Origin of the sequence: Arthrobacter sp. 7Tela_A1 (genome assembly GCF_049311065.1) — a bacterium.
Taxonomy (GTDB): Bacteria; Actinomycetota; Actinomycetes; order Actinomycetales; family Micrococcaceae; genus Arthrobacter_B.
Genome location: NZ_JAXIOO010000004.1, coordinates 1 through 19034, shown reverse-complemented (window position 1 = coordinate 19034; position 19034 = coordinate 1). Strand labels below are relative to the sequence as shown.

The window sequence follows — 19034 nt, the reverse complement described above, 5'->3', positions numbered from 1 at the left end:
CGGGGCGTATAGCTCAGGCGGTTAGAGCGCTTCGCTGATAACGAAGAGGTCCCAGGTTCAAGTCCTGGTACGCCCACGGAAGACCATGAAAGTGGTTGACCACAACGGCAAGGAGACACTGTGAAGAAGTTGTTCGCACTCGCGGCAGTAACGGCAGCAGGCGTCTTCGCCTTCAAGAAGTGGCAGGAAACTGCTTCGGAGAAATCCGACTGGAAGGCTTCAACCGATAAGGTTGAGTAGCTCCGCAGGAATCCGCTTGGTTTGAACACCCGCCAGGGTGGGATATACTGAAGCAGTTCCAATTCGGGGGCATGGCGCAATTGGTAGCGCACCTGCTTTGCAAGCAGGGGGTTCGGGGTTCGAGTCCCCGTGCCTCCACCGAAAGAAAGTCCCGGCCACTGCGGCCGGGACTTTCTGCGTTAACCCGGTCTGGTCATTTCTGGCCTGGCCACTGCTCCGGCGCGGTCAGGGGCAGGAGCCGCGGGCAGGCCCTAATCTCATTGAGTGACCTTTTTCCTCGCCGTGATCGGCGTACTGGGTGTCTCGGCTTCCGGGCCCATCATGGCTGCCACTGTTGCCCCTGCACTGGCGATCGCTTTTTGGCGCAACGCCCTGGGCGCATTGATCATGGGGGCGCCGGCAGTCATCCGGAGACCTGCTGACTTCCGCACACTCACCAAAAATGACCTCCGCTGGACCGCGCTGGCTGCTTTGGCGCTGGCACTGCACTTTGCCTGCTTCATCACTGCGCTCCAGCTGACGTCCGTGGCTGTCGCAACAGCACTGGTATGTCTCCAGGCGGGATGGATTGCCCTCTTTGGGGTATTCCGCGGGATCCGGATCGCACCGGCGACACTGGCCGGCCTCCTGGCTGCCTTCGCCGGCGTCGTGGTGATCACGGGCTTTGACGTGGCACTGTCCCCGCAGGCACTCCTCGGGGACGCCCTGGCCCTGGCGGGGGGCGCACTGGCGGGCCTCTACACGATTGCCGGCGGCAGAGCGCGCCAGACCATGACCACCGGAACCTACACCACCCTCTGCTACGGGGTGTGCGCGGTCATACTCGCAGTGATGTGCGTCGTCTTCAGGCAGCCGATCACAGGCTTCGAACCCGGTGCCTGGCTCGGGATCCTGGCGGTCACAGTGATGGCGCAGCTCCTGGGGCACACCGTGTTCAACCATCTCCTGGCAGTCATCAGCCCCCTCGTGGTGTCCATGATCATCCTGCTTGAGATCCCGGGCGCGGCCATCCTTGCATCGGTCTTCCTTGGCGAGGAACTTCCCGGCGGGACCTATCTCGGTCTGGCCGTCATCATCGCCGGACTCGCCGTCGTGCTCTGGGGGCAGGCCAAACGCCGGGGGAAGGAGCCAAACGGTGCGGCTGAGGAACCGCTGCCCCCAGCACCGCCGGTCCTGGGCGGTGACGTGGATCGTTAGGAAAAGCCGGAGCAGCTCCCGGATCCGCGGTTGCCGTTGTTGTGAGACCTAAACGAAGGAAGGGACCCCGGGTTTCCGGGATCCCTTCCTTCGTTCCGGCCTGAGGCCGGCTAATGCTACTTTTCGTTCTTGTCAGCCTTGGCGCTTGAATCTGCGTGCGCCCCGCCGGACTTGGCGGTCGTGGATGCTGCTTCCTTGCTGTGCTTAGCAGCCTCCGTGGCCTTTTCCCCGGCCTTGGCGGCGGAGGAAGCGGCAGCTTCCTTCACGGTCGCGGCCGTTTCTTTGGCCTTGCCGGCAGCGGACGAGACTGAGTCCTTGGCCTTCTCGGTGGCCGAAGGAGCAGCGGGCTTGCTGGCTTCAGCCGAGGGAGCGGGAGCCGGGACCGGGACTGTTGCAGGCTTCGGCTGGGCCGGAGCCGGAGTCTTCCACGGGTCTTCCACCGGACGCGAAGCCCGCCATGCCGCAACGGCGGCAACTGCCGCAGAAACAATGATGCCGAACACAAGCCAGCCCTTGCCGCCGCGCTTCTGCTGCTTCTTCAGTTCCTTCGCGGCCTTGGCAGCGGCCTTCTGGGCCTGCTTCATGGCCTTCTTGTTGCCTGTTGCCTTGGCCACGGCCGCCTGCACCGGCAGGGAAGCGTTACCCAGGCCGCGCGAAACGGAATCTGCGGCGTCGCCGATGCGGGAGGACAGATGAGGGATGTAGTCGTCTACAACCTTGTCCTTTGCATGAGTCAGGACCGGGGTCGCGCGGTCAAGCGTCGTCTGGATCCTCGGCGTTGCGTCGTCGACAACCTGGCTGATTCTCGGTCCGACCTTCTGGAGGCCGTCCTGGATCCGCGGGGTCACCACGGCAACGCCCTGCGCGATCTCATCAGCAGCACGCTTGAGCCCATCCTGGATTTTGGGCGAAGCTGTCTCGATTCCCTTTTCGATGCGGGGAACCGCCCATCCGACAGCGGCTTCTACTTTGGGGGTTGCCCAGTCACGCGCCGATTCCACGCCTGCGGTGACATTCGCTTCGAAGTCACGGGCAATGCGGTCCTTCTTGTTCAAAACTACCTCCCAGGAAAGTGACGGTTCAGCCTTAGCCTACGTGCAATGGCTGTTCTGTGCTATCAGAGGGCTGGGGGCGGCGAAGTTTTCACTGTGCGCTGAACAGGCCGTTTTCCCCCCACGCCAAAGTCGGCCGTGGAAGAATGTTGCTATGACTGCTATTCCTACAGCACAAGCAACCGTCCACACGTCCAAGGGCGATATCCGCATCAACCTCTTCGGCAACCACGCCCCGAAGACGGTCCGGAACTTCGTCGGCCTTGCCACGGGTGAGATCGAATGGACCGATCCGGCGACCGGCGAGAAGACCAGCCGCCCGCTCTACGACGGCACGATCTTCCACCGCATCATCAAGGATTTCATGATCCAGGGCGGCGATCCCCTGGGCCGCGGCACCGGCGGACCGGGTTACCAGTTCGATGACGAAATCAGCCCCGACCTGGACTTCACCGCGCCGTACAAGCTGGCCATGGCCAACGCAGGAATCCAGATGGGCCGCGGCACGAACGGATCGCAGTTCTTCATCACTTCCGTGCCGACCACCTGGCTGCAGGGCAAGCACACCATCTTCGGCGAGGTGGCAGACGACGAGTCCAAGGCAGTCGTCGACGCTCTGAATGCTGTCGATACCGACATGCGCGACAAGCCGACCGAAGACATCGTCATCAAGAACATCACGGTCGAACAGCTCTAACCAGACCGCCGAATGTACCCCGGCCGGGATCCGGCCGGGGTACATCCATAAGCACCCATCGGAGCCGAACACCCATGTCCTACGGAGTACCGGCCGGAGAGCCGGCCCATGATGTACCCGTCTGCCCCCGGCACCAGGACCGGGTCAGCTACATCCGCTGCCAGCGCTGCGGCAGGCCGGCGTGCCCCGAATGCCAGCACAGCGCGCCCGTGGGTATCCAATGCGCCGACTGCTACCGGGAGGGCCGGGCAGGCGTCCCTGAATACCGGACGTCCTACGGCGGAGCGGTCCGGTCGGGTAAGCCTGTCGTCACGATCACCCTTATGGTCCTGTGTGCCGCCGCCTACGTCCTGCAATGGGTTGCCCCAGGTTTCACCGAACTCTTCTGGTTTGCTCCCGTCTACACGGACATTGAACCGTGGCGGCTGCTGACAGCTGCCTTCCTCCACTCCCCCGGCTTCATCTTCCACATCGCGTTTAACCTCTATGCCCTCTGGCTGCTGGGAAGGTCGCTTGAGCCGCTGCTTGGCAGGCTGCGCTTTACGCTGCTGTACCTGATCTCCGCGCTGGGAGGCTCAGTCGGCGTCGTCCTCCTGGCGCCGGCATTCCAGGCTGTAGTGGGTGCGTCCGGCGCAATCTTCGGCCTCTTTGGTGCTCTCTTCGTGATTCAGCGCCAACGCGGAGGCGAAGTCAAAGCCCTGCTGATCCTGATTGGCATCAACCTGGTGCTGGGTTTCGTCTATCCCAACATCTCCTGGCAGGCACACCTGGGCGGGATCCTCACCGGTGCTGCCTGTGGGGCTGTCCTCGCCTACGCTCCCAAGGGCCCCCGCCGGGCATTGGTCCAGTTTGGCGGCCTGGGCGCTATCGCTCTGGCGCTGACAGCACTGGCCCTGCTGTGGACGCCCAACTTCTAGGTCCAGTTTGGCAGCGGCCCTCGGAGTTCCGGGGGCCGCTTTCCTTTTAACGGCAGCGGCTCATCGCGGGTGGACTGGACCAGATCACGTGCGCCGGCTTCGAAAGCAGACAGCTCTCCACAGGGCACCGCAGTCTTATCCACAGAGATACCCACATTGTTAATAACTTACAGAGGTGTAACTCAGGGAGTTGCGGTGGCCATCGGGGTACCTGATGGGGCTCTGGTACTCCGATTTCAAGGTTTTCCACAGACTGTGTCGAAAGTTGTGCACTGCTTGTGCACAACTTCGGTGAAGAGTTATCCAGTGTTGTTCGTGAGTTACACACATGTAATTCCACAGGTGTGGATAACTTGCATCCCTATAGTGACAGCGTTTACCTCGTGCGAGGTCGGAAAGTTGTCCACAGGTGTGGACAAGTCTGTGCACATGATGGGTATAAGACTCGGACTCCCCTTGCCCGGTTGTCCCCAGCTTTTCCACGTCGCGCTGTGGATAACCCGCCCAAGGGGAGTCCGTTATGGGCGGAGGAGGGTCCAGTTTTCTTGAACAGGTTATCCACGGCTGTGGATAAGTGTCTGTGGAGAACTAGGGCGCCTGTGGGAAAGCCTGTTTAAAACAAACCTCCCGGTGTGCGTGGCACACCGGGAGGTCGGATCAGTCGAAGATCAGCGCCAGCGGGTGGTCATCAGGAAGCCCACGATCGCAACGCCGAAGCCAACCAGGATGTTTCCGGCCCCGAGAGCCGGAACCGGGTACACGCCCTGGGAAATGTAAAACACGATGATCCAGAGCAATCCGATGATCATGAGGCCGAACATCACCGGCTTGTACCAAACGGGATTCGGCTTGGGAGCCGCTTTTCCCTTGGCCGCAGCGGGCACCGCTGCGGTCGCTGGCTTCTTGCGGGACTTTGACTCGGGCACGGATCCTCCTAGCGGAACCGGCTCACTGGACGCCGGTGCGGGTTATTGTCTATGGGAGACCCGAACTTCACTCGCCCGGCAGCGCCTCTGCCTATATCCTGTCTGGGTGTCGGCGGTGGGCTGGGCAGCTGTTACAGGGTCCCTCTCATCAATCGTAGCGAATGACCACATCCGGCGGGGCAGTGCACCGGATGGATTACCTAGAGGACCAGGGGACAGTATGAAGGGTGCGGTGAACCAAACGGCGGGTTCCGCCTCGGGCACGCTCCCCGAACGCAGCCCGGAAAACCGGCGGAGCAGGAACAGCAGGCCGCGCAGCCGCGGATCCATGGCCGTGCAGGTGCTGGGTGAACTGCTTATCACTGCCGGACTGGTGATCGTACTTTTCGTCGTCTGGGAACTGTGGTGGACCAATATTGACTCGAACCGTTCACAGGACGCTGCCATGGAAGAGCTCTTTGACGGTTTCGAAGTGCCGCCCCTGTCCAGCGTGGCGCCTCCACCGGAGGACTATGGCGATCCAGCCGTGCTGCCCTCACCCGAGTCGGAAGGCACTACTTTCGCAGCCATTTACATTCCTCGTTTCGGTCCCGACCATGCGCGGCCCATCACGGAGGGAATCGGACCGGAAGTTCTGGACACTCTCGGCCTGGGCCACTACCCCGAGACAGGCATGCCGGGGGAGATCGGTAACTTTGCCCTCGCCGGACACAGGCAGACCCATGGGCAGGTGCTGGACGCCGTCGACACCCTGGTACCGGGAGACCGCATCTACGTCCAGACGGCGGAGGGGTACTACACCTACGTGTACCGCAACAGTCAGGTTGTCCTGCCGGAGCAGGTCGATGTGCTGGCACCCGTCCCCACGCAGCCGGGTGCACAGCCGGAGGAACGCATCCTGACGCTGACGACGTGCAATCCCCGGTTTGGCTCGCAGGAGAGATTCATCGCCTACGCGGTCCTGGACTCGTGGCAGCCCGCTGCGGCCGGACCCCCGGAAGAAATACGGACTGTGGCAACGGCTGCCGCGTCAGGACAGGGATAAAATGTACGCTTGGATCTTCCGGCATTTGCCCGGGCCGCTGTGGATACGCATCGTCACTGCGGCGGTACTAGTCGCCGGTGTGGTGCTGGCCCTTATGACCTACGTCTTCCCCTGGTTCTCGGAGTTCAGTTTCCTGAGTCCCCTGACCGATTCAACGATTGGCGGTTCCTGACCCAATGAGCACCCGTATCCTCGTTGTCGATAACTACGACAGCTTCGTCTACACGCTGGTCGGTTACCTGCAGCAGCTGGGCGCGGAGACAACAGTCGTGCGCAATGACGATGTGAGCCTGGATGAGGCAAAGGAACTCGCAGCGTCCCGGGACGGAGTCCTGGTTTCCCCGGGCCCGGGAGCCCCGGCTGACGCAGGGGTCTGTATTGACCTCATTCGCTGGTGCCGCGACAACGGCAAGCCGATGCTAGGAATCTGTCTTGGGCACCAGGCCCTCGCCGAAGCATTCGGCGGAACCGTCACCCACGCACCGGAACTGATGCACGGCAAGACCTCGGAGGTCGAGCACCACGGAACCGATGTCTTCACCGGACTTCCCAGCCCGCTGACGGCAACCCGCTACCACTCCCTGGCGGCGGTCGCGGAACAGATCCCCGGGGAACTGGAGGTAACCGCCCGAACCGCCAGTGGAATCATCATGGGGCTGAGGCACCGTACGGCACCTTTGTCAGGGGTGCAGTTCCATCCTGAATCGGTCCTGACTGAAGGGGGCTACCAAATGCTCGGCAACTGGTTGGAAAGCCTCGGCCTCGAAGGGGCAGCTGCACACTCGGCGACTCTGAGCCCCCTGATCAGTTCCCGTTCCTGACCCCGCGGGTTCAGTCGCCCCCGCGCCGCTTGCCCGGGTCCGTCGGTGAGGCGGACGAACTGGGCTCGGGTGACGGTTTGGCCGGTTCTTTGGCGACGGTCAGGGTGATGGTGCTGCCCTGCGGAACATCCGAACCGGGAGCTTCGCTCTGGGCAGTCACCGTTCCCGGCTTCACCACACTGTTTTCTACTTCTTCCACCGTCGCCTGCAGGCCGTAAGCAGGGTCCGCCAGGTATGCCTTAGCCTCTTCCACATCGATATCCACAAGGTTCGGGACAGTGACCTTGCCGGTCGAAAGCACCAGATCCACGGTGCTGCCGACCTGCACCGAGGTACCCACACCGGGCTTTGTCTCGATCACATGCCCTTCCTGGACATCGGGGCTGTTGGCTGTGGCAGTGTTACCGCCTTGAAGGCCCAGAAGGCGCAATGTGTCCCTGGCCTGTGCCTCGCTCATTCCCGGAAGGGTGTCCGGAATGAGCACAGCGGAAGGCCCCTGGGAAACCAGCAGCGTAATGTCGCTGTCGAACCTGACGGTACTGCCGGCGCCAGGATCCGTGCCGATCGCCAGGCCGGGTTCCACAGTGTCGCTGTACTCCTGTTCAATCACGGGAGCGCGGAAACCATCTGCTGTGATGGTGTTGATGGCGTCCGTCTGGCTCATGTTCGCCACGTCCGGAATGGCTCCGGTCACGGGCGGGGGCGGCGGCTGGTTGGCCCAGTTGTAGGCAAAGATGCCGCCGGCCGTCAACAGCAGGGCCACCGCCGCGAACAAGGTGATGATCCAGGCGCGGCCCCGGGATTTGTGCCGGGGGTCCCGCTCTCCCCCGGTACCTACAGGCAGCGGGGACTGATCGTGGTCGTCTTCGAGCGACTCATCCACCGGGGTACTGGTGAGAGGTCCACCCTCACGCACCCGTGCCATGGCACGGGTCTGCGGTTCTTCTTCCGGAACCGGCACGGCTGGAGCTTTGGAGACCGCCAGCGCCTCGGTGGGAGCGGTGTCGCTTGGGCGGTGCGCCAGGGCAGCGGTCCCGTTGCGGGATGCTTCAAGGGCGTCCCGGAAGGCATGGGCGTTCTGGAACCGATCGCTGCGGTCCTTGGCGAGGGCATGCTCCAATACGGCATCGAGGGCCGGAGAGACTTCAGGATTGAAGCTGCTGGCTGCGGGCGGAGCTTCCCGAACGTGCTGGTAAGCCACGGATACCGGGCTTTCGCCCACGAACGGCGGCCGTCCGGCGAGCATCTCGAAGAGCAGGCAGGCAGCCGAATACAGGTCGCTGCGGGCGTCCACGGTCTCCCCGCGGGCCTGCTCCGGAGACAGATACTGTGCAGTGCCAATGACCGCCTGGGTCTGCGTCATGGTGGCAGCGGAGTCGGCGATGGCGCGCGCAATGCCGAAATCCATGACCTTGACGGTTCCCTCGGAGGTCACCATCACGTTTGCCGGCTTGATATCCCGGTGGACTATGCCTGAACGGTGGCTGTACTCAAGGGCAGAGAGAACGCCGAGGGTATAGGCAATGGCATCATCCGTGCCGATCTCCCCCGCCTTGATCAGGTCACGCAGCGTCCGTCCGGAGACATACTCCATGACAATGAAGGGCAGCCGGACGTCGTCGGGCGATCCATTGGTGATTTCCTGGTCGCCGGTGTCGTAAACGGAAACGATTGAGGGATGGTTCAACCCGGCGACAGCCTGCGCTTCGCGCCGGAAGCGGGACTGGAACAGTGGATCACGGGCCAGGTCCGGCCGCAGCACCTTAATGGCCACTGCCCGGCCCAGTCGGGTATCCCGGCCAAGATAGACGTCGGCCATGCCGCCGCGACCAATCAGTTCACCGACCTCGTAGCGACCGTTGAGGATGCGGTCGGTGTTCAGTGTTGGGTGCCCTCTCAGGAAATCCGCGCTCATGGCTGCCTACGGGGTGTTCGTTCCGCTGGGTGACGGAGCAGGACCGGTGGAAATCACGATGGTCACGGTCGAGCCCTTGGGGACGTTGCTTCCCTCACCCGGATTGACGCTGATGACAGTCCCGGCAGGCTGGGAACCCTGCTGCTCCACACGGTTGGGAACCAGACCGGCACTCACGATTGACTGGCTCGCCGCAGACGCCTGGGAGTCCATCAGGCCGCCCGGGACGGTCACAAGTTCCGGTCCGCTGGAGTACGTGACGGCGATTGCATCGCCCCGGGACAGCGGTCCAACCGGATTCACATCGAGCACGGTGCCTTCGGGCTGGTCAGAGGGCACGGGGTTCCGGCTGACCGCCAGGCCCAGGGAGCTCAGTTCCTGGGAAACAGTGTTCACATCGCGGCCCTGGTACTGCGAAGCGTTGACGGTGATTTCCTCCGCGGCCGACGTGGTGGGGCTCGCCGAAGTGGTTGTCGGGGACGCGGAGCTGGATGTCGGAGACGCACTGCTGCGCGTGGGACTGGCCGACGTCGAACGCGAACTCGTCGGCGACTGCGTGGTCTGTTCCCCGGCGGGATCGGAGTTCAGGTTCACTGCGATGAGGGCGATGATCGCGACCAGGACAAGGGAAAGGACAACGATGAGGGGAATAAGCCACTTCTTGCGCTTGGGCTCGTCGTCGTAGCCGTCGTCGTTGCCGTAACCGTCGTCGTCGACGTCGTCATCCGTCCATTCGCGCGAGGCAGCCACCGAACCGGTGTCCTGGCTGGCCGAAGCCGCAACTGGAAGGGCCGAGGTGGAGGGTGAAGCGTCCACCGCACGGGTTGCGGAGGTGTCCCCCGGCATGGGCACCGGAGCCGTCATCGTTCCCGTGGCAGCGCTGCCGCCGGCACCGAAAAGCAGCATTCCGGGGACTGCCTGCTGGGCCGCGTCGATGTCTCCGCGGCGGATAGCGGCGACGGCACGGGCCAGGGCTTCGGCGTCCGCCGGACGGTCTGCGGGATCCTTGGCCAGCATGGACATGATCAGCGCCCGCACCGGAGTGGGGATGGATTCCGGCAGCGGCGGCGGGGTGTCGTTGACCTGGGCCAGGGCGATGGCGATCTGGGATTCGCCGGAGAACGGACGCGTTCCGGCAAGCAGTTCGTATCCGATGACACCAAGGGCGTAGATATCGCTGGATCCGGTGGCCTGCTGGCCCGTGGCCTGTTCCGGGGCGAGGTACTGGGCCGTTCCCATAACCTGTCCGGTGGCGGTGAGGGGCACCTGGTCGGCAAGGCGCGCAATACCGAAGTCGGTGATCTTCACCCGCCCGTCAGGCAGGATCAGGAGGTTGCCGGGCTTGACGTCGCGGTGCACGAGCCCCTGCCGGTGGGCAACCGCCAGGGCGGTGGCAGTCTGGCCGATGATGGACAGGGTGCGGTCCGGTGAGAGGACCTTTTCACGCTCAATGATGGTGGAGAGCGGCTGCCCGGGGACCAGCTCCATCACGAGGTAGGCGGATCCCTCTTCCTCGCCGTAATCGAAGACGTTGGCAATGCCTTCGTGATTCAGCAGCGCTGTGTGGCGTGCTTCGGCACGGAAACGGTTCAGGAAGCCCGGATCTCCGGTGTACTCCTCCTTGAGGATCTTAATGGCGACTATCCGGCCCAGGACCAAGTCCCGTGCCTTCCAGACTTCGCCCATGCCGCCGATAGCAATTCGATCGGTCAGCTGGAATCTGCCGCCTAAGGTGATTCCCGAAGTAGGCCTCACTTATTCAACACCGCCTCTAGGAGTTTTTGCGCGCTTGGAGTGGTCAATTGGGATCCGGTGGCCAGGTCAACGTTTTCCATCACGATGGAAATGGCCACCTCGGGGTCGTCAGCTGGAGCGAAGCCGGTGAACCAGGCATTGTCGCCGCGGTCCTGGACCTCGGCGGTGCCGGTCTTGCCTGCCACCTTCACGCCGGGAATACGGGCTGCGGAAGCCGTGCCGTTGTCGACCACGCTCACCATCCAGTCAGTCAGCTGAGCGGCGGTGCCGGGGCTGATGGACTCATTCAGGACAGTGGGCTCGGGTTCGTCGAGGACTGACAGATCCGGTGCCCGCACGGTTTTGATGAGGTTCGGCGTCATTTGGACACCGTTGTTGGCGATGGCAGCGGAGATCATGGCCACTTGCAGCGGAGTCGCTGTAACGCTTCCCTGCCCGATGGAGGACAGGGCGAGCTCTGCCTGGTCCTCGGTCTCCGGGAATTTGCTGGGGGTGACTTGCGTGGGGATGCTGAACGATTCCCCGAAGCCGAACTTCTCTGCCTGCTGGGCCAGGGCATCCTGACCCACATCCCACGCGATCTGCGCAAAGACCGTATTGCAGGACTGTTCCAGCGCGAACTGGATGTCGGCCTCGCTGCGGCTGGCACAGGAACCGTTGGTGTAGTTCGGCAGGGAGATATTGGTCCCCGGCAGGGGCAGGGCCGCCGGATTGGGGATCACGGAATCGGCGTTGAATTTGCCGGTTTCCAGGGCCGCCGCCGCATCCACCAGTTTGAACGTGGAGCCCGGTGCCAGCAGGGACTGGGTTGCCGGGTTCAGATACGGGGACAATCCCGGGACGGTGAGCAGCTGCTCCATGTTCGCGTTGGCAATTTCGGTGTCGTGGCCGGCCAGCAGGTTTGTGTCATAAGACGGTTTGGACACCATGGCCAGGATGTCACCGGTCTTGGGATCCATCATGACGATCGATCCCTTCTGGCCCTCGGGAATGAGGTCGTAGGCAAGCCGCTGAAGCTGCGGATCGATGGTGAGTTCAACGGATGCGCCCTCAGCCTGGGCGCCGGAGAACAGCTGTACCAAGCGGTCGTAGAACTGCTGGTCAGTGTTGCCCGTCAGCTCGTCGTTCATCGCGAGCTCGAGCTGGTAGCTGCCCTGGGAGAGCGAGAAGAATCCGGTGAGTGCTGAGTACAGTTCAGGATCGTTATAGATCCGCTGGTAGTTGAACTGGTCGTTCGAGGGCACCGACTCTGCAATCGGAACACCGTCAACCAGGATTGACCCCCGGTTCTTCCCAAAGTCCTGATACAGGCTGCGGCTGTTGACCGGATTCTTGTTCAGGTCGTCCGCGGCAAAGAACTGGACGTAGGTCAGCGAGCCGAGGATGGCCAGGAACATTGCCAGGGCGACGATCCAGCTGTTGCGGATTGCTTGGTTCACGAGCGTCCTCCCTCGGCATCATTGGTGGTGTGGCGGCGTGGCCCGGCTGCCGCAGGAGCGGCCAGGGCCGGCTCCATATCCAGGGGCAGCCCGGTGGCCGCCGGGCGCCGGGCGGCGTCGGAAATCAGCAGGAGCAGGGCCACGATGATCCAGTTGGCCAGCAGTGAGGAGCCGCCGGCCGACATGAAGGGTGTCGTCAGGCCGGTGAGGGGGATCAGGCGGGTGACTCCGCCGATCACGACGAAGCACTGCAGTGCGATCGTGAAGGAGAGGCCGACGGCGAGCAGTTTCCCGAAACCGTCCCGTGTGCCGAGTGCCGCGCGGAACCCGCGCGAAACAAGCAGCACGTACATGAGGACTATCGCGAAGACACCTATCAGTCCCAGCTCCTCACCGAGGGCGGCAATGATCATGTCCGAGTTCGCATATGCCACGAGATCCGGCCGGCCCTGTCCCAGTCCGGTGCCGGTCATGCCGCCGCTGGCAAGGCCGAAGAGGCCCTGGATGACCTGGTAGCTGCCGCCCGGTGACCGTTCGATCACTTCAGGATCGAAGGCGTTCAGCCAGCCGTCGATGCGCAGGGCGACGTGGCTGAAAATCTGGACGGCAACGAACCCGCCGGCCCCGATGAGCGCCAGGCCAATGAGGACCCAGCTCACGCGGCTGGTCGCGACGTAGATCATGGCCATGAAGAGACCGAAGAAAAGGATGGAGGAGCCGAGGTCACGCTGGAACACCAGAACGCCGATGCTCACGGCCCAGGCAGCCATCATGGGGCCCATGTCCTTGAATCGGGGGAGCTGCAGCGGCCCGACCTTGCGTCCTGCAAGCAGGATCAGGTCACGGTTCGTGGAAAGATAACCTGCGAAGAATATGGCCAGGGTGATCTTGGCGATTTCGCCGGGCTGGAACGTCCCGCCTCCCACGCTGACCCAGATCCGCGCCCCGTTGATCGTCAAGCCCAGCGGGGTGAGGGGCAGAAGCAGCAGGACCGCGCTGACGATCAGGGAAATGTAGGTGTAGCGGCGCAGGACGCGGTGATCCTTGATCAGGAAGAGGACAGCTATGGCTGCCGCCACGGCTACGGCGCTCCAGAGGAGCTGCCGGTCTGCGGCATCAGAGCCCTTCGCGATGTCCAGGCGGTGGATCATGGCCAGGCCAATGCCGTTCAGAGCGGTCACGATCGGAAGTATTACCGGATCGGCATACTTTGCCCGGAACCGCAGGACGACGTGGAAAGCCAATACCAGCGCCACGAGCGTTCCGCCCTGGAGCCAGAAATCCGAGTCGAAGGCACGGTCTTCGTCGATTCCCACCAGCATGTTTGCCCCGACGCCGACGGCGAGGGCCACCACCAGCAGGAGGGCTTCGATGTTGCGCCGCGGCTTGGGCGGGGCTGCGAGTTCTGACATCACTGTTCCCCTCCGCACGGGTTGGCGGGTACGGCCGATCCATCATCGGTCGTGGACTCCGGTGCATCCGCCAATGCCGTGGCCGAGGGCGAGGGCGAGGGCGAGGGCGAGGGATTCGCCGGGGGCGGGCAGAGAATTGCCTTAGCGGTGCCCCTGAGCTGGTCAACGATCTGTTCGGCGTGTACCAGGTCCCTGGCAGGAACGGTGTCGTTGACCCGGCCGCGCCAGTATTCGGGGAGGCTGTCCACCGGAATGTTGCTCGTCTCCGCCACATGCGAAAGCTTGATGGGACCCAGCGTCTGGGAGACCCCGTTGAAGATCGCCACCCGGTTTTCCGACGATCCCACGTAGTAGCGGGTCTGGGTCCAGGCATAGCCGACCCACAGCACCGAGGCGAGCAGCGCTGCTATGACGGCGAGGACCACCACGAGGATCCAGCGCCTGCGCTTCTTTGGTTCCTGGACTTCTTCGGGCTGGTCCGGAGTGTCGTCGTCGGCCTTGTGCATCAGCATGCGTGCTGCACGCCGTTCCGCTGAGCGCTCGGTGACGATGGGAATCTGGCCGGTTTCGGTCGCCAGCGAAGCAGCCCCAACCAGCTGGTGCGGACGTGAAGCCAGATCGCGTCGGATGATCTCGGCGCGCACAGGATTCGCAGCGTCGCGGTCCTGGTCCGGCCCCTCGGTCCCGGCGTCGTCCGCGGCTGCTGCTTCGTCACGTGCAGCGGCCGGACCATTGTCCGGTGTGCCCTGGGAGAGGGGTGTTGAAGCGGCGTTCTGCACCGGGTTCCCACCGGTAACGGGTGCGGGTTCCCGGCCGGGCGGAGGGGCAGGTGCTCGCTCCTCATCCGAAACTTCGGCCACTTCGATGATCGCGACGGTGACGTTGTCGGGGGAGCCTCCCGCGAGGGTGAGTTCCACCAGGGTGTCGACAGCCGTGGCGAGATCCGTGGATCCACGCAGGACAGCTTCAATGTCGTCGTCCCTGAGCACTGCGTTCAGCCCATCGGAGCAAAGCAGCCATTTCTCCCCGGGGGCCACCTCAAAGGTTGCCAGATCCAGTTCGGGACTGGCGTCGACGTCCCCCAGCACCCGCATCAGCACGTTCTTATGCGGGTGGCTCTCCGCCTCTTCCGGACGCAGCCGGCCTTCGTCGATCAGCCGCTGCACGAAGGTGTGGTCCACGCTGATCTGCTCGAAGGTATCGTCCTTGAGCCGGTAGGCGCGGGAATCGCCGATGTGGGCGAGGGCTACCTTGTTGCCCTGGAGAAGCATGGCTGTGACCGTGGTTCCCATTCCGGAGAGCTCAGGAGACGTGGTGACCAGTTCGGAGAGCAGGGAATTTGCTGCCTGGATTTCGTCAGCCAGCACGGTAACGGCGTCGTCATCGAGGTCGGGACGGTCAAGATGGACCAGGTCCAGGACTGTGGAAGCCGATGCCACGTTGCCGCCGGCGTGTCCGCCCATACCGTCAGCAACGACGGCAAGGTAACGCCCGACGTAGGCAGAATCGTCGTTCTTGAAACGAACCATTCCTACGTCGGAGCGGGCAGCGTACCTGAGGGCAAGCGTCACTGCTAGGCCCTCAATTCGATGACCGTTTTGCCGATGCGGATCGGCATTCCCAGGTCAACGGGTTGCGCGCGGGTGAGCTGGGATCCTCCGAGGAAGGTTCCGTTAGTCGACCCGAGGTCTTCGATGAACCAGCGGCTTCCCTGCGGGAACAGGCGCGCGTGCCGGCCGGAGGCGTAATCGTCCTCCAGCACCAGGGTTGCTTCCTGTGCACGGCCGAGCAGGATGGGGCTTGCTGCCAGATCCAGGGTGGTACCGCGGAGCGGACCTTCAGTGACAACCATCTGCCGGGCCTGGACCCGCGCCGGTGCCGGCGGGGTTCGCTCCAGCTCAGGGTTCTTCCGTACCTGCCGGGCTGTGGGTACTCCGGTCTTGTTGCGTGCCCCCAGGACGAGATCCCTGCGAATGGCACCCACAACGGCTAAGACCATGACCCACAGCAGGAGCAGGAAACCGTAACGCAGAAGCGTCAGAACAAGGGAGCCGTCCACTACCGCCCCCCGGGCCGTACGGGCAGCAGCCGGAAGATGATGCGGGTGCGACCCATGGCAATAGTGGAACCGTCGGTGAGGATGGATTCTCCTTGGACTTTTTGGCCGTTGACGTAGCTGCCGTTGGTCGAGCCAAGGTCTACTGCCCGGACGGTGGAACCATCAGTGCGGATCTCAAGGTGGCGGCGGGAAACCCCGGTGTCATCAACGAGGATATCTGCCTCGGACGAGCGGCCCAGGACCACTGATGAAGCATTCAGTGAATAGCGCTGCCCATCTATGTCCAGGACCGGCTGCAACCGGGTGGGACCCTGCCGCGGGGCAGGCGGCTGCGGTACGCGTGCAGCAGGTCCCTGGGATTTCTCGGTCTTCGAATCGATCTCGAGAGCGCCCGGCTTGAGGGCGGAGTCCCTCGTGAAGGAAACACGTACGGGACCCTGGAGAGTATAGGTCTGGCTGCGCGCATGTTTGATGACGACGTCGCACAGCTCTTCGGCCAGCGGAGCGCCCCACTCCTGGGCGCGGGCGAAGTCAGCGTCTGAGAGGCGTGCGGTAAAGACATTCGGGGCGAGGGTGCGGCCCTGTCCGACCGTTATGGACTTCTCATCCAGTTCCCGGCGAAGGGCTATTGCCAGTTCCAGCGGTTCAACACGCCCTGAGGAACCGGTGGAAAAAGCTCCACGGACCATTCGTTCAATGCCGCGCTCAACGTTGTCGAGTAGACCCATCTCCGCCTCCTTCCCTTGTCCGGACGTGCCCGCTGTTCGGTTTCATACCCTTGTTCATACCTTGCCCCGTGCCGGTGCGGCGCACAGGGCTGTACAGGAAACAGTCCCCGTCGGCCCGCACAGAGTGCACGCAGGCAGAGAGAGGTTCCAATCACTCCGATACTACTGGGGTCCGCTGATAATTGTCTTAACACCCTAGCGGTGCGTTCAGATCCCTGATTTGGGTCCCGCGGGGCGCGCGCGGAGCGCATAGCAGCCGCAATCGGGCAATATTCGGGATGCCGAGGCCTGAGTTCGGCGCCGCAAGCAGCCGGAGCAGGCGGAGATGGAGGGGCCCGGGGCCTCCGTTTAGGTGTTTCGCAAAAATGCCGGTATGCTTGATTCTGCTGTTCCCGAGGAATAGGAATGCAGGAACTCACCGCATGATGTGAGAAACAATGCATCCGAAGCTGAGGGAAATCACTTTGCGCGAGTGGCGGAACGGCAGACGCGCTGGCTTCAGGTGCCAGTGTCCGAAAGGGCGTGGGGGTTCAAATCCCCCCTCGCGCACCAAACGAAATCACCCCGGCTGGATGGCCGGGGTGATTTTTTTTATGTCCGGTACACGCCGGGGCCGGCACGGCTGGCTGGGAGGACCAACACGCCGTAACCGGCCCACGGCGGGTGCCGCGCGGGTTTAGCTGCGGGGCTTCTTAGCCGCTTCTTCCTTGACGCGCTTGGCCTCAGCGCGGACGGCAGCAAAGCTGGCGCGCTCGGCAACGAGCCAGGCCGGGGGAGCGGCCAGCAGTTCAGCGATCTGCGCGGTGGTCAGCGGATCGGTGATGCCGCCGCGGGCCAGGCCGCCAATCGAGATGTTCAGCTTCTGTGCGACAACCGGGCGCGGGTGCGGACCGTTGCGCCGAAGTTCAACCAGCCATTCCGGTGGCGTGGCCAGCAGTTCGTCGAGCTGCGCGCGGGTGACGGGATTGTCCTGGAACTCCTGCGGAGCTGCGGGAAGGTAAATGCCCAACTTCTTTGCAGCCGTCTCAGGCTTCATGGATTGGGAAGATTTTTCGGGGGTCATGTATCAAGGGTATCCGGCCCTCCACGTACCCGGCGGTGGGCTACTGTGAACAGGTGTCCCACGAGTCCTCCCAGCCGGTCCGACCGGCCGCTGCACCGCTGAAAGTCCTCTACGTTCCCGGTGTGACGCCGGGCAAGTGGATCTCGCGCTGGAACGAGCGCCGGGGCCGGTCCCTGGAGGCACAGCAGGTGGAAGAAGCGGCCATCCTGGAAGAACTGGCTGCCGGGGGAGCGGACCTGGTGTTCCTTCGCATCCCCGAGGACGGTTTCCAGCGCCCCGAAGGCCTGCACGCGATCCCGCTCTACCGGGAGCAGCCCGTGATCGCCGCGCCGAAAGACCACCCGGTTGCCGCGTTCGAGGAACTGTCCCTGGCCGACCTTGAGGGCGAGAACATCATGGATCCCGCTGACCTTGGGGGCGTTGCCATGGGACTCGAAGTGGTTGCTTCCGGTGCCGGGCTCCTGATCCTGCCGATGTCCGTGGCGAGGATCCACTCGCGCAGGGACATCGTCGCCCGGCCCGTCCAGGACGCACCGGGCACCCGGATAGCAGTGGCCTGGAGCGAAGACTCGGAGGACCCCGACGTCGAAGAGTTCATCGGAATTGTCCGTGGCCGCACGGCGAACAGCTCCCGCCAGCCGTCCGCGCAGGCCGAACCGGGCAAGAAGGCCAGGCGGGGTTCGCCCGCCGGAGAACGCTCGGGCCAAGGTTCGGCAGGCAAAACCCAGTCCGGTTCCACAACGGGCCGCGGCAATGCAGCACACGGCAAGCAGGCAAGACCCGGCAAGGCTGCCGGGACTAAACCGTCCCGCCGTCGTCCCGGAAAAGGACGCTAGCCGGGGCGAAGGGAAAACGGTTCAGGCGATCCAGCCCCGCAGGGCGCTGAATCCGCCCTCGATAACGCCGTAGATCGCGTACACGGAGACGGGCACCATGATGGCCCACTCCCGCCATGACCCTGCGCGGCCGATGATCGGCAGTGACAGACAGCCGCTCGTTTTCCACAGCTTGGCAACCACGGGCATCGAAGCGATTTTCCGGGGGCGCTTGATGCGCAGGGGCCACAGGATCATCACGCCCTGGTGGGTCAGCAGGTCACCGATGATGTGCACGCCAACGCCCAGTCCGACGGCGAGGGGCAGCCAGCCGTTGTTCTCAGGGGCGTAGAGCGCAATAAAGAGCGACAGGCCTACCGCCAGCAGCCAGCTGCGGGCCGCACCTCCCGCGATTTTCAAGGCCTTCAGTGCAAAGCCCATCAGCAGAACCGAGAGCAGCCCGGCTCCAATCTCGACCGTTCCAAAGCCGCGGACCTCCGTCGTCATTTCACCCAGGGCACCGGCCAGGGCCACGAAAACGGCCAGGCCCAAGAGGGAGTGGGTGCCCCGGCGGTGGCCGCCGCTGATCCGTTCCGTGATACGGGCAAGGATCTTGGTCACCGGAGGCAGCGAGTTGGCGATCGTGCCGCTGTGGTGATCCAGGTCCGGAAGGAGGGCGGCTCCGGCGGTCAGCAGGGCTCCGCTGACTATGCCCAGCGGGCTCACGGGGTACCAGCCCAGGGCATACGGGGCAGTGGAGGCTACAGCTACCCAGGCTGCAGCGCCGCTCGCGGCGTGGTGGCCACCCATCATGGTGTCGTGCTTTCCTTCCGGGCAGTCAGTTCACCGGAAATCCGGCAGTTATCCATCTTGCCACCCGGCACTGACAGTGCTGCGGCGAAGGGCTTCGGCTGGAAAGCACTGACGGCCGCGGACCCGCTTTGTCGCGGGCC

19 protein-coding genes and 3 tRNA genes are annotated in these 19034 nt (G+C 63.7%); 11 read left to right on the top strand and 11 right to left on the bottom strand.

Going from position 1 to position 19034, the window contains the following annotated elements; all coding sequences use genetic code 11:
- The first annotated feature begins 2 nt into the window (after positions 1-2).
- The 4 genes from TVB01_RS02555 (at position 3) to TVB01_RS02540 (ending at position 1437) form a co-directional block, all read left to right on the top strand.
- Positions 3-76, top strand: a tRNA-Ile gene (locus TVB01_RS02555).
- Positions 77-120: 44 nt separating this feature from the next.
- A complete protein-coding gene (locus TVB01_RS02550; protein WP_227896430.1) occupies positions 121-240 on the top strand; it encodes a DLW-39 family protein in 120 nt (39 codons plus the stop codon).
- Between the two features lie 65 nt (positions 241-305).
- Positions 306-378 (top strand) — tRNA-Ala (locus TVB01_RS02545).
- 126 nt (positions 379-504) lie between these two features.
- Complete coding sequence (locus tag TVB01_RS02540; protein WP_422453869.1) at positions 505-1437, top strand: DMT family transporter; 933 nt, start codon at positions 505-507, stop codon at positions 1435-1437.
- 116 nt (positions 1438-1553) lie between these two features.
- On the opposite strand, the gene TVB01_RS02535 is transcribed toward TVB01_RS02540, so the two are convergent.
- Entirely contained in the window at positions 1554-2492 is a 939-nt protein-coding gene (locus tag TVB01_RS02535) for a hypothetical protein (RefSeq protein ID WP_422453868.1), read from the bottom strand.
- 151 nt (positions 2493-2643) lie between these two features.
- Here TVB01_RS02535 and TVB01_RS02530 point away from each other — a divergent pair, with 151 nt between their 5' ends.
- Positions 2644-3186 carry a peptidylprolyl isomerase gene (locus TVB01_RS02530; RefSeq protein ID WP_422453866.1) on the top strand — a complete coding sequence of 181 codons (543 nt, stop codon included), beginning with the start codon at positions 2644-2646 and terminating at the stop codon, positions 3184-3186.
- Positions 3187-3395: 209 nt separating this feature from the next.
- A complete protein-coding gene (locus TVB01_RS02525) occupies positions 3396-4103 on the top strand; it encodes a rhomboid family intramembrane serine protease (RefSeq protein ID WP_422453864.1) in 708 nt (235 codons plus the stop codon).
- Positions 4104-4771: 668 nt separating this feature from the next.
- On the opposite strand, the gene TVB01_RS02520 is transcribed toward TVB01_RS02525, so the two are convergent.
- Positions 4772-5029 carry a cell division protein CrgA gene (locus TVB01_RS02520; protein ID WP_422453862.1) on the bottom strand — a complete coding sequence of 86 codons (258 nt, stop codon included), beginning with the start codon at positions 5027-5029 and terminating at the stop codon, positions 4772-4774.
- 232 nt (positions 5030-5261) lie between these two features.
- Here TVB01_RS02520 and TVB01_RS02515 point away from each other — a divergent pair, with 232 nt between their 5' ends.
- From TVB01_RS02515 to TVB01_RS02505, 3 genes are read left to right on the top strand one after another with little or no spacing between them, the layout of a single operon-like run.
- Positions 5262-6074 (top strand): class E sortase, encoded by an 813-nt coding sequence (locus TVB01_RS02515; protein ID WP_422453861.1) that lies wholly within the window; start codon positions 5262-5264, stop codon positions 6072-6074.
- Position 6075: 1 nt separating this feature from the next.
- The gene (locus TVB01_RS02510; RefSeq protein ID WP_422453859.1) at positions 6076-6246 is read left to right on the top strand and encodes a hypothetical protein; all 171 of its coding nucleotides are present in this window, start codon (positions 6076-6078) and stop codon (positions 6244-6246) included.
- 4 nt (positions 6247-6250) lie between these two features.
- Positions 6251-6895, top strand: a complete 645-nt coding sequence (locus TVB01_RS02505) for an aminodeoxychorismate/anthranilate synthase component II (RefSeq protein WP_422453858.1) — start codon at positions 6251-6253, stop codon at positions 6893-6895.
- A 10-nt stretch (positions 6896-6905) separates the two neighbouring features.
- On the opposite strand, the gene pknB is transcribed toward TVB01_RS02505, so the two are convergent.
- The 7 genes from pknB to TVB01_RS02470 are packed head-to-tail and all read right to left on the bottom strand — an operon-like array spanning position 6906 to position 16203.
- A complete protein-coding gene (pknB, locus tag TVB01_RS02500; RefSeq protein WP_422453857.1) occupies positions 6906-8810 on the bottom strand; it encodes a Stk1 family PASTA domain-containing Ser/Thr kinase in 1905 nt (634 codons plus the stop codon).
- Between the two features lie 6 nt (positions 8811-8816).
- Positions 8817-10565, bottom strand: a complete 1749-nt coding sequence (locus tag TVB01_RS02495) for a protein kinase domain-containing protein (RefSeq protein WP_422453855.1) — start codon at positions 10563-10565, stop codon at positions 8817-8819.
- Positions 10562-12004, bottom strand: coding sequence for a peptidoglycan D,D-transpeptidase FtsI family protein (locus TVB01_RS02490; protein ID WP_422453854.1), 1443 nt, complete (start codon positions 12002-12004; stop codon positions 10562-10564). The genes TVB01_RS02495 and TVB01_RS02490 overlap by 4 nt, the downstream gene beginning before the upstream one ends.
- A complete protein-coding gene (locus TVB01_RS02485; protein WP_422453852.1) occupies positions 12001-13416 on the bottom strand; it encodes an FtsW/RodA/SpoVE family cell cycle protein in 1416 nt (471 codons plus the stop codon). Before TVB01_RS02485 ends, TVB01_RS02490 begins: the two co-directional genes overlap by 4 nt.
- Positions 13416-14987, bottom strand: coding sequence for a PP2C family protein-serine/threonine phosphatase (locus TVB01_RS02480; RefSeq protein WP_422453850.1), 1572 nt, complete (start codon positions 14985-14987; stop codon positions 13416-13418). Before TVB01_RS02480 ends, TVB01_RS02485 begins: the two co-directional genes overlap by 1 nt.
- A gap of 2 nt (positions 14988-14989) precedes the next feature.
- Entirely contained in the window at positions 14990-15475 is a 486-nt protein-coding gene (locus TVB01_RS02475; protein WP_422453848.1) for an FHA domain-containing protein FhaB/FipA, read from the bottom strand.
- Positions 15475-16203, bottom strand: a complete 729-nt coding sequence (locus tag TVB01_RS02470; protein ID WP_422453846.1) for an FhaA domain-containing protein — start codon at positions 16201-16203, stop codon at positions 15475-15477. The genes TVB01_RS02475 and TVB01_RS02470 overlap by 1 nt, the downstream gene beginning before the upstream one ends.
- 466 nt (positions 16204-16669) lie before the next feature.
- Between TVB01_RS02470 and TVB01_RS02465 the strand changes: the two genes are divergently transcribed.
- Positions 16670-16755 (top strand) — tRNA-Leu (locus TVB01_RS02465).
- A gap of 124 nt (positions 16756-16879) precedes the next feature.
- Here TVB01_RS02465 and TVB01_RS02460 read toward each other — a convergent pair.
- Positions 16880-17239: a DUF5997 family protein gene (locus tag TVB01_RS02460; protein WP_422454036.1), complete on the bottom strand. Its 360-nt coding sequence runs from the start codon at positions 17237-17239 to the stop codon at positions 16880-16882.
- An 80-nt stretch (positions 17240-17319) separates the two neighbouring features.
- Between TVB01_RS02460 and TVB01_RS02455 the strand changes: the two genes are divergently transcribed.
- Positions 17320-18102: a LysR substrate-binding domain-containing protein gene (locus TVB01_RS02455; RefSeq protein WP_422453844.1), complete on the top strand. Its 783-nt coding sequence runs from the start codon at positions 17320-17322 to the stop codon at positions 18100-18102.
- Between the two features lie 21 nt (positions 18103-18123).
- Here the strand turns inward: TVB01_RS02455 and TVB01_RS02450 are convergent, their stop codons facing one another.
- Positions 18124-18894 carry a metal-dependent hydrolase gene (locus tag TVB01_RS02450; RefSeq protein WP_422453843.1) on the bottom strand — a complete coding sequence of 257 codons (771 nt, stop codon included), beginning with the start codon at positions 18892-18894 and terminating at the stop codon, positions 18124-18126.
- Between the last annotated feature and the right edge of the window lie 140 nt (positions 18895-19034).

Bases quoted from the DNA above. Each gene is read 5' to 3' on its own strand.
- TVB01_RS02530 (WP_422453866.1), top strand. From the start codon at position 2,644: ATGACTGCTATTCCTACAGCACAAGCAACCGTCCACACGTCCAAGGGC.
- TVB01_RS02510 (WP_422453859.1), top strand. From the start codon at position 6,076: ATGTACGCTTGGATCTTCCGGCATTTGCCCGGGCCGCTGTGGATACGC.
- TVB01_RS02505 (WP_422453858.1), top strand. From the start codon at position 6,251: ATGAGCACCCGTATCCTCGTTGTCGATAACTACGACAGCTTCGTCTAC.
- pknB (WP_422453857.1), bottom strand. From the start codon at position 8,810: ATGAGCGCGGATTTCCTGAGAGGGCACCCAACACTGAACACCGACCGC.
- TVB01_RS02485 (WP_422453852.1), bottom strand. From the start codon at position 13,416: ATGTCAGAACTCGCAGCCCCGCCCAAGCCGCGGCGCAACATCGAAGCC.
- TVB01_RS02470 (WP_422453846.1), bottom strand. From the start codon at position 16,203: ATGGGTCTACTCGACAACGTTGAGCGCGGCATTGAACGAATGGTCCGT.
- TVB01_RS02460 (WP_422454036.1), bottom strand. From the start codon at position 17,239: ATGAAGCCTGAGACGGCTGCAAAGAAGTTGGGCATTTACCTTCCCGCA.
- TVB01_RS02450 (WP_422453843.1), bottom strand. From the start codon at position 18,894: ATGATGGGTGGCCACCACGCCGCGAGCGGCGCTGCAGCCTGGGTAGCT.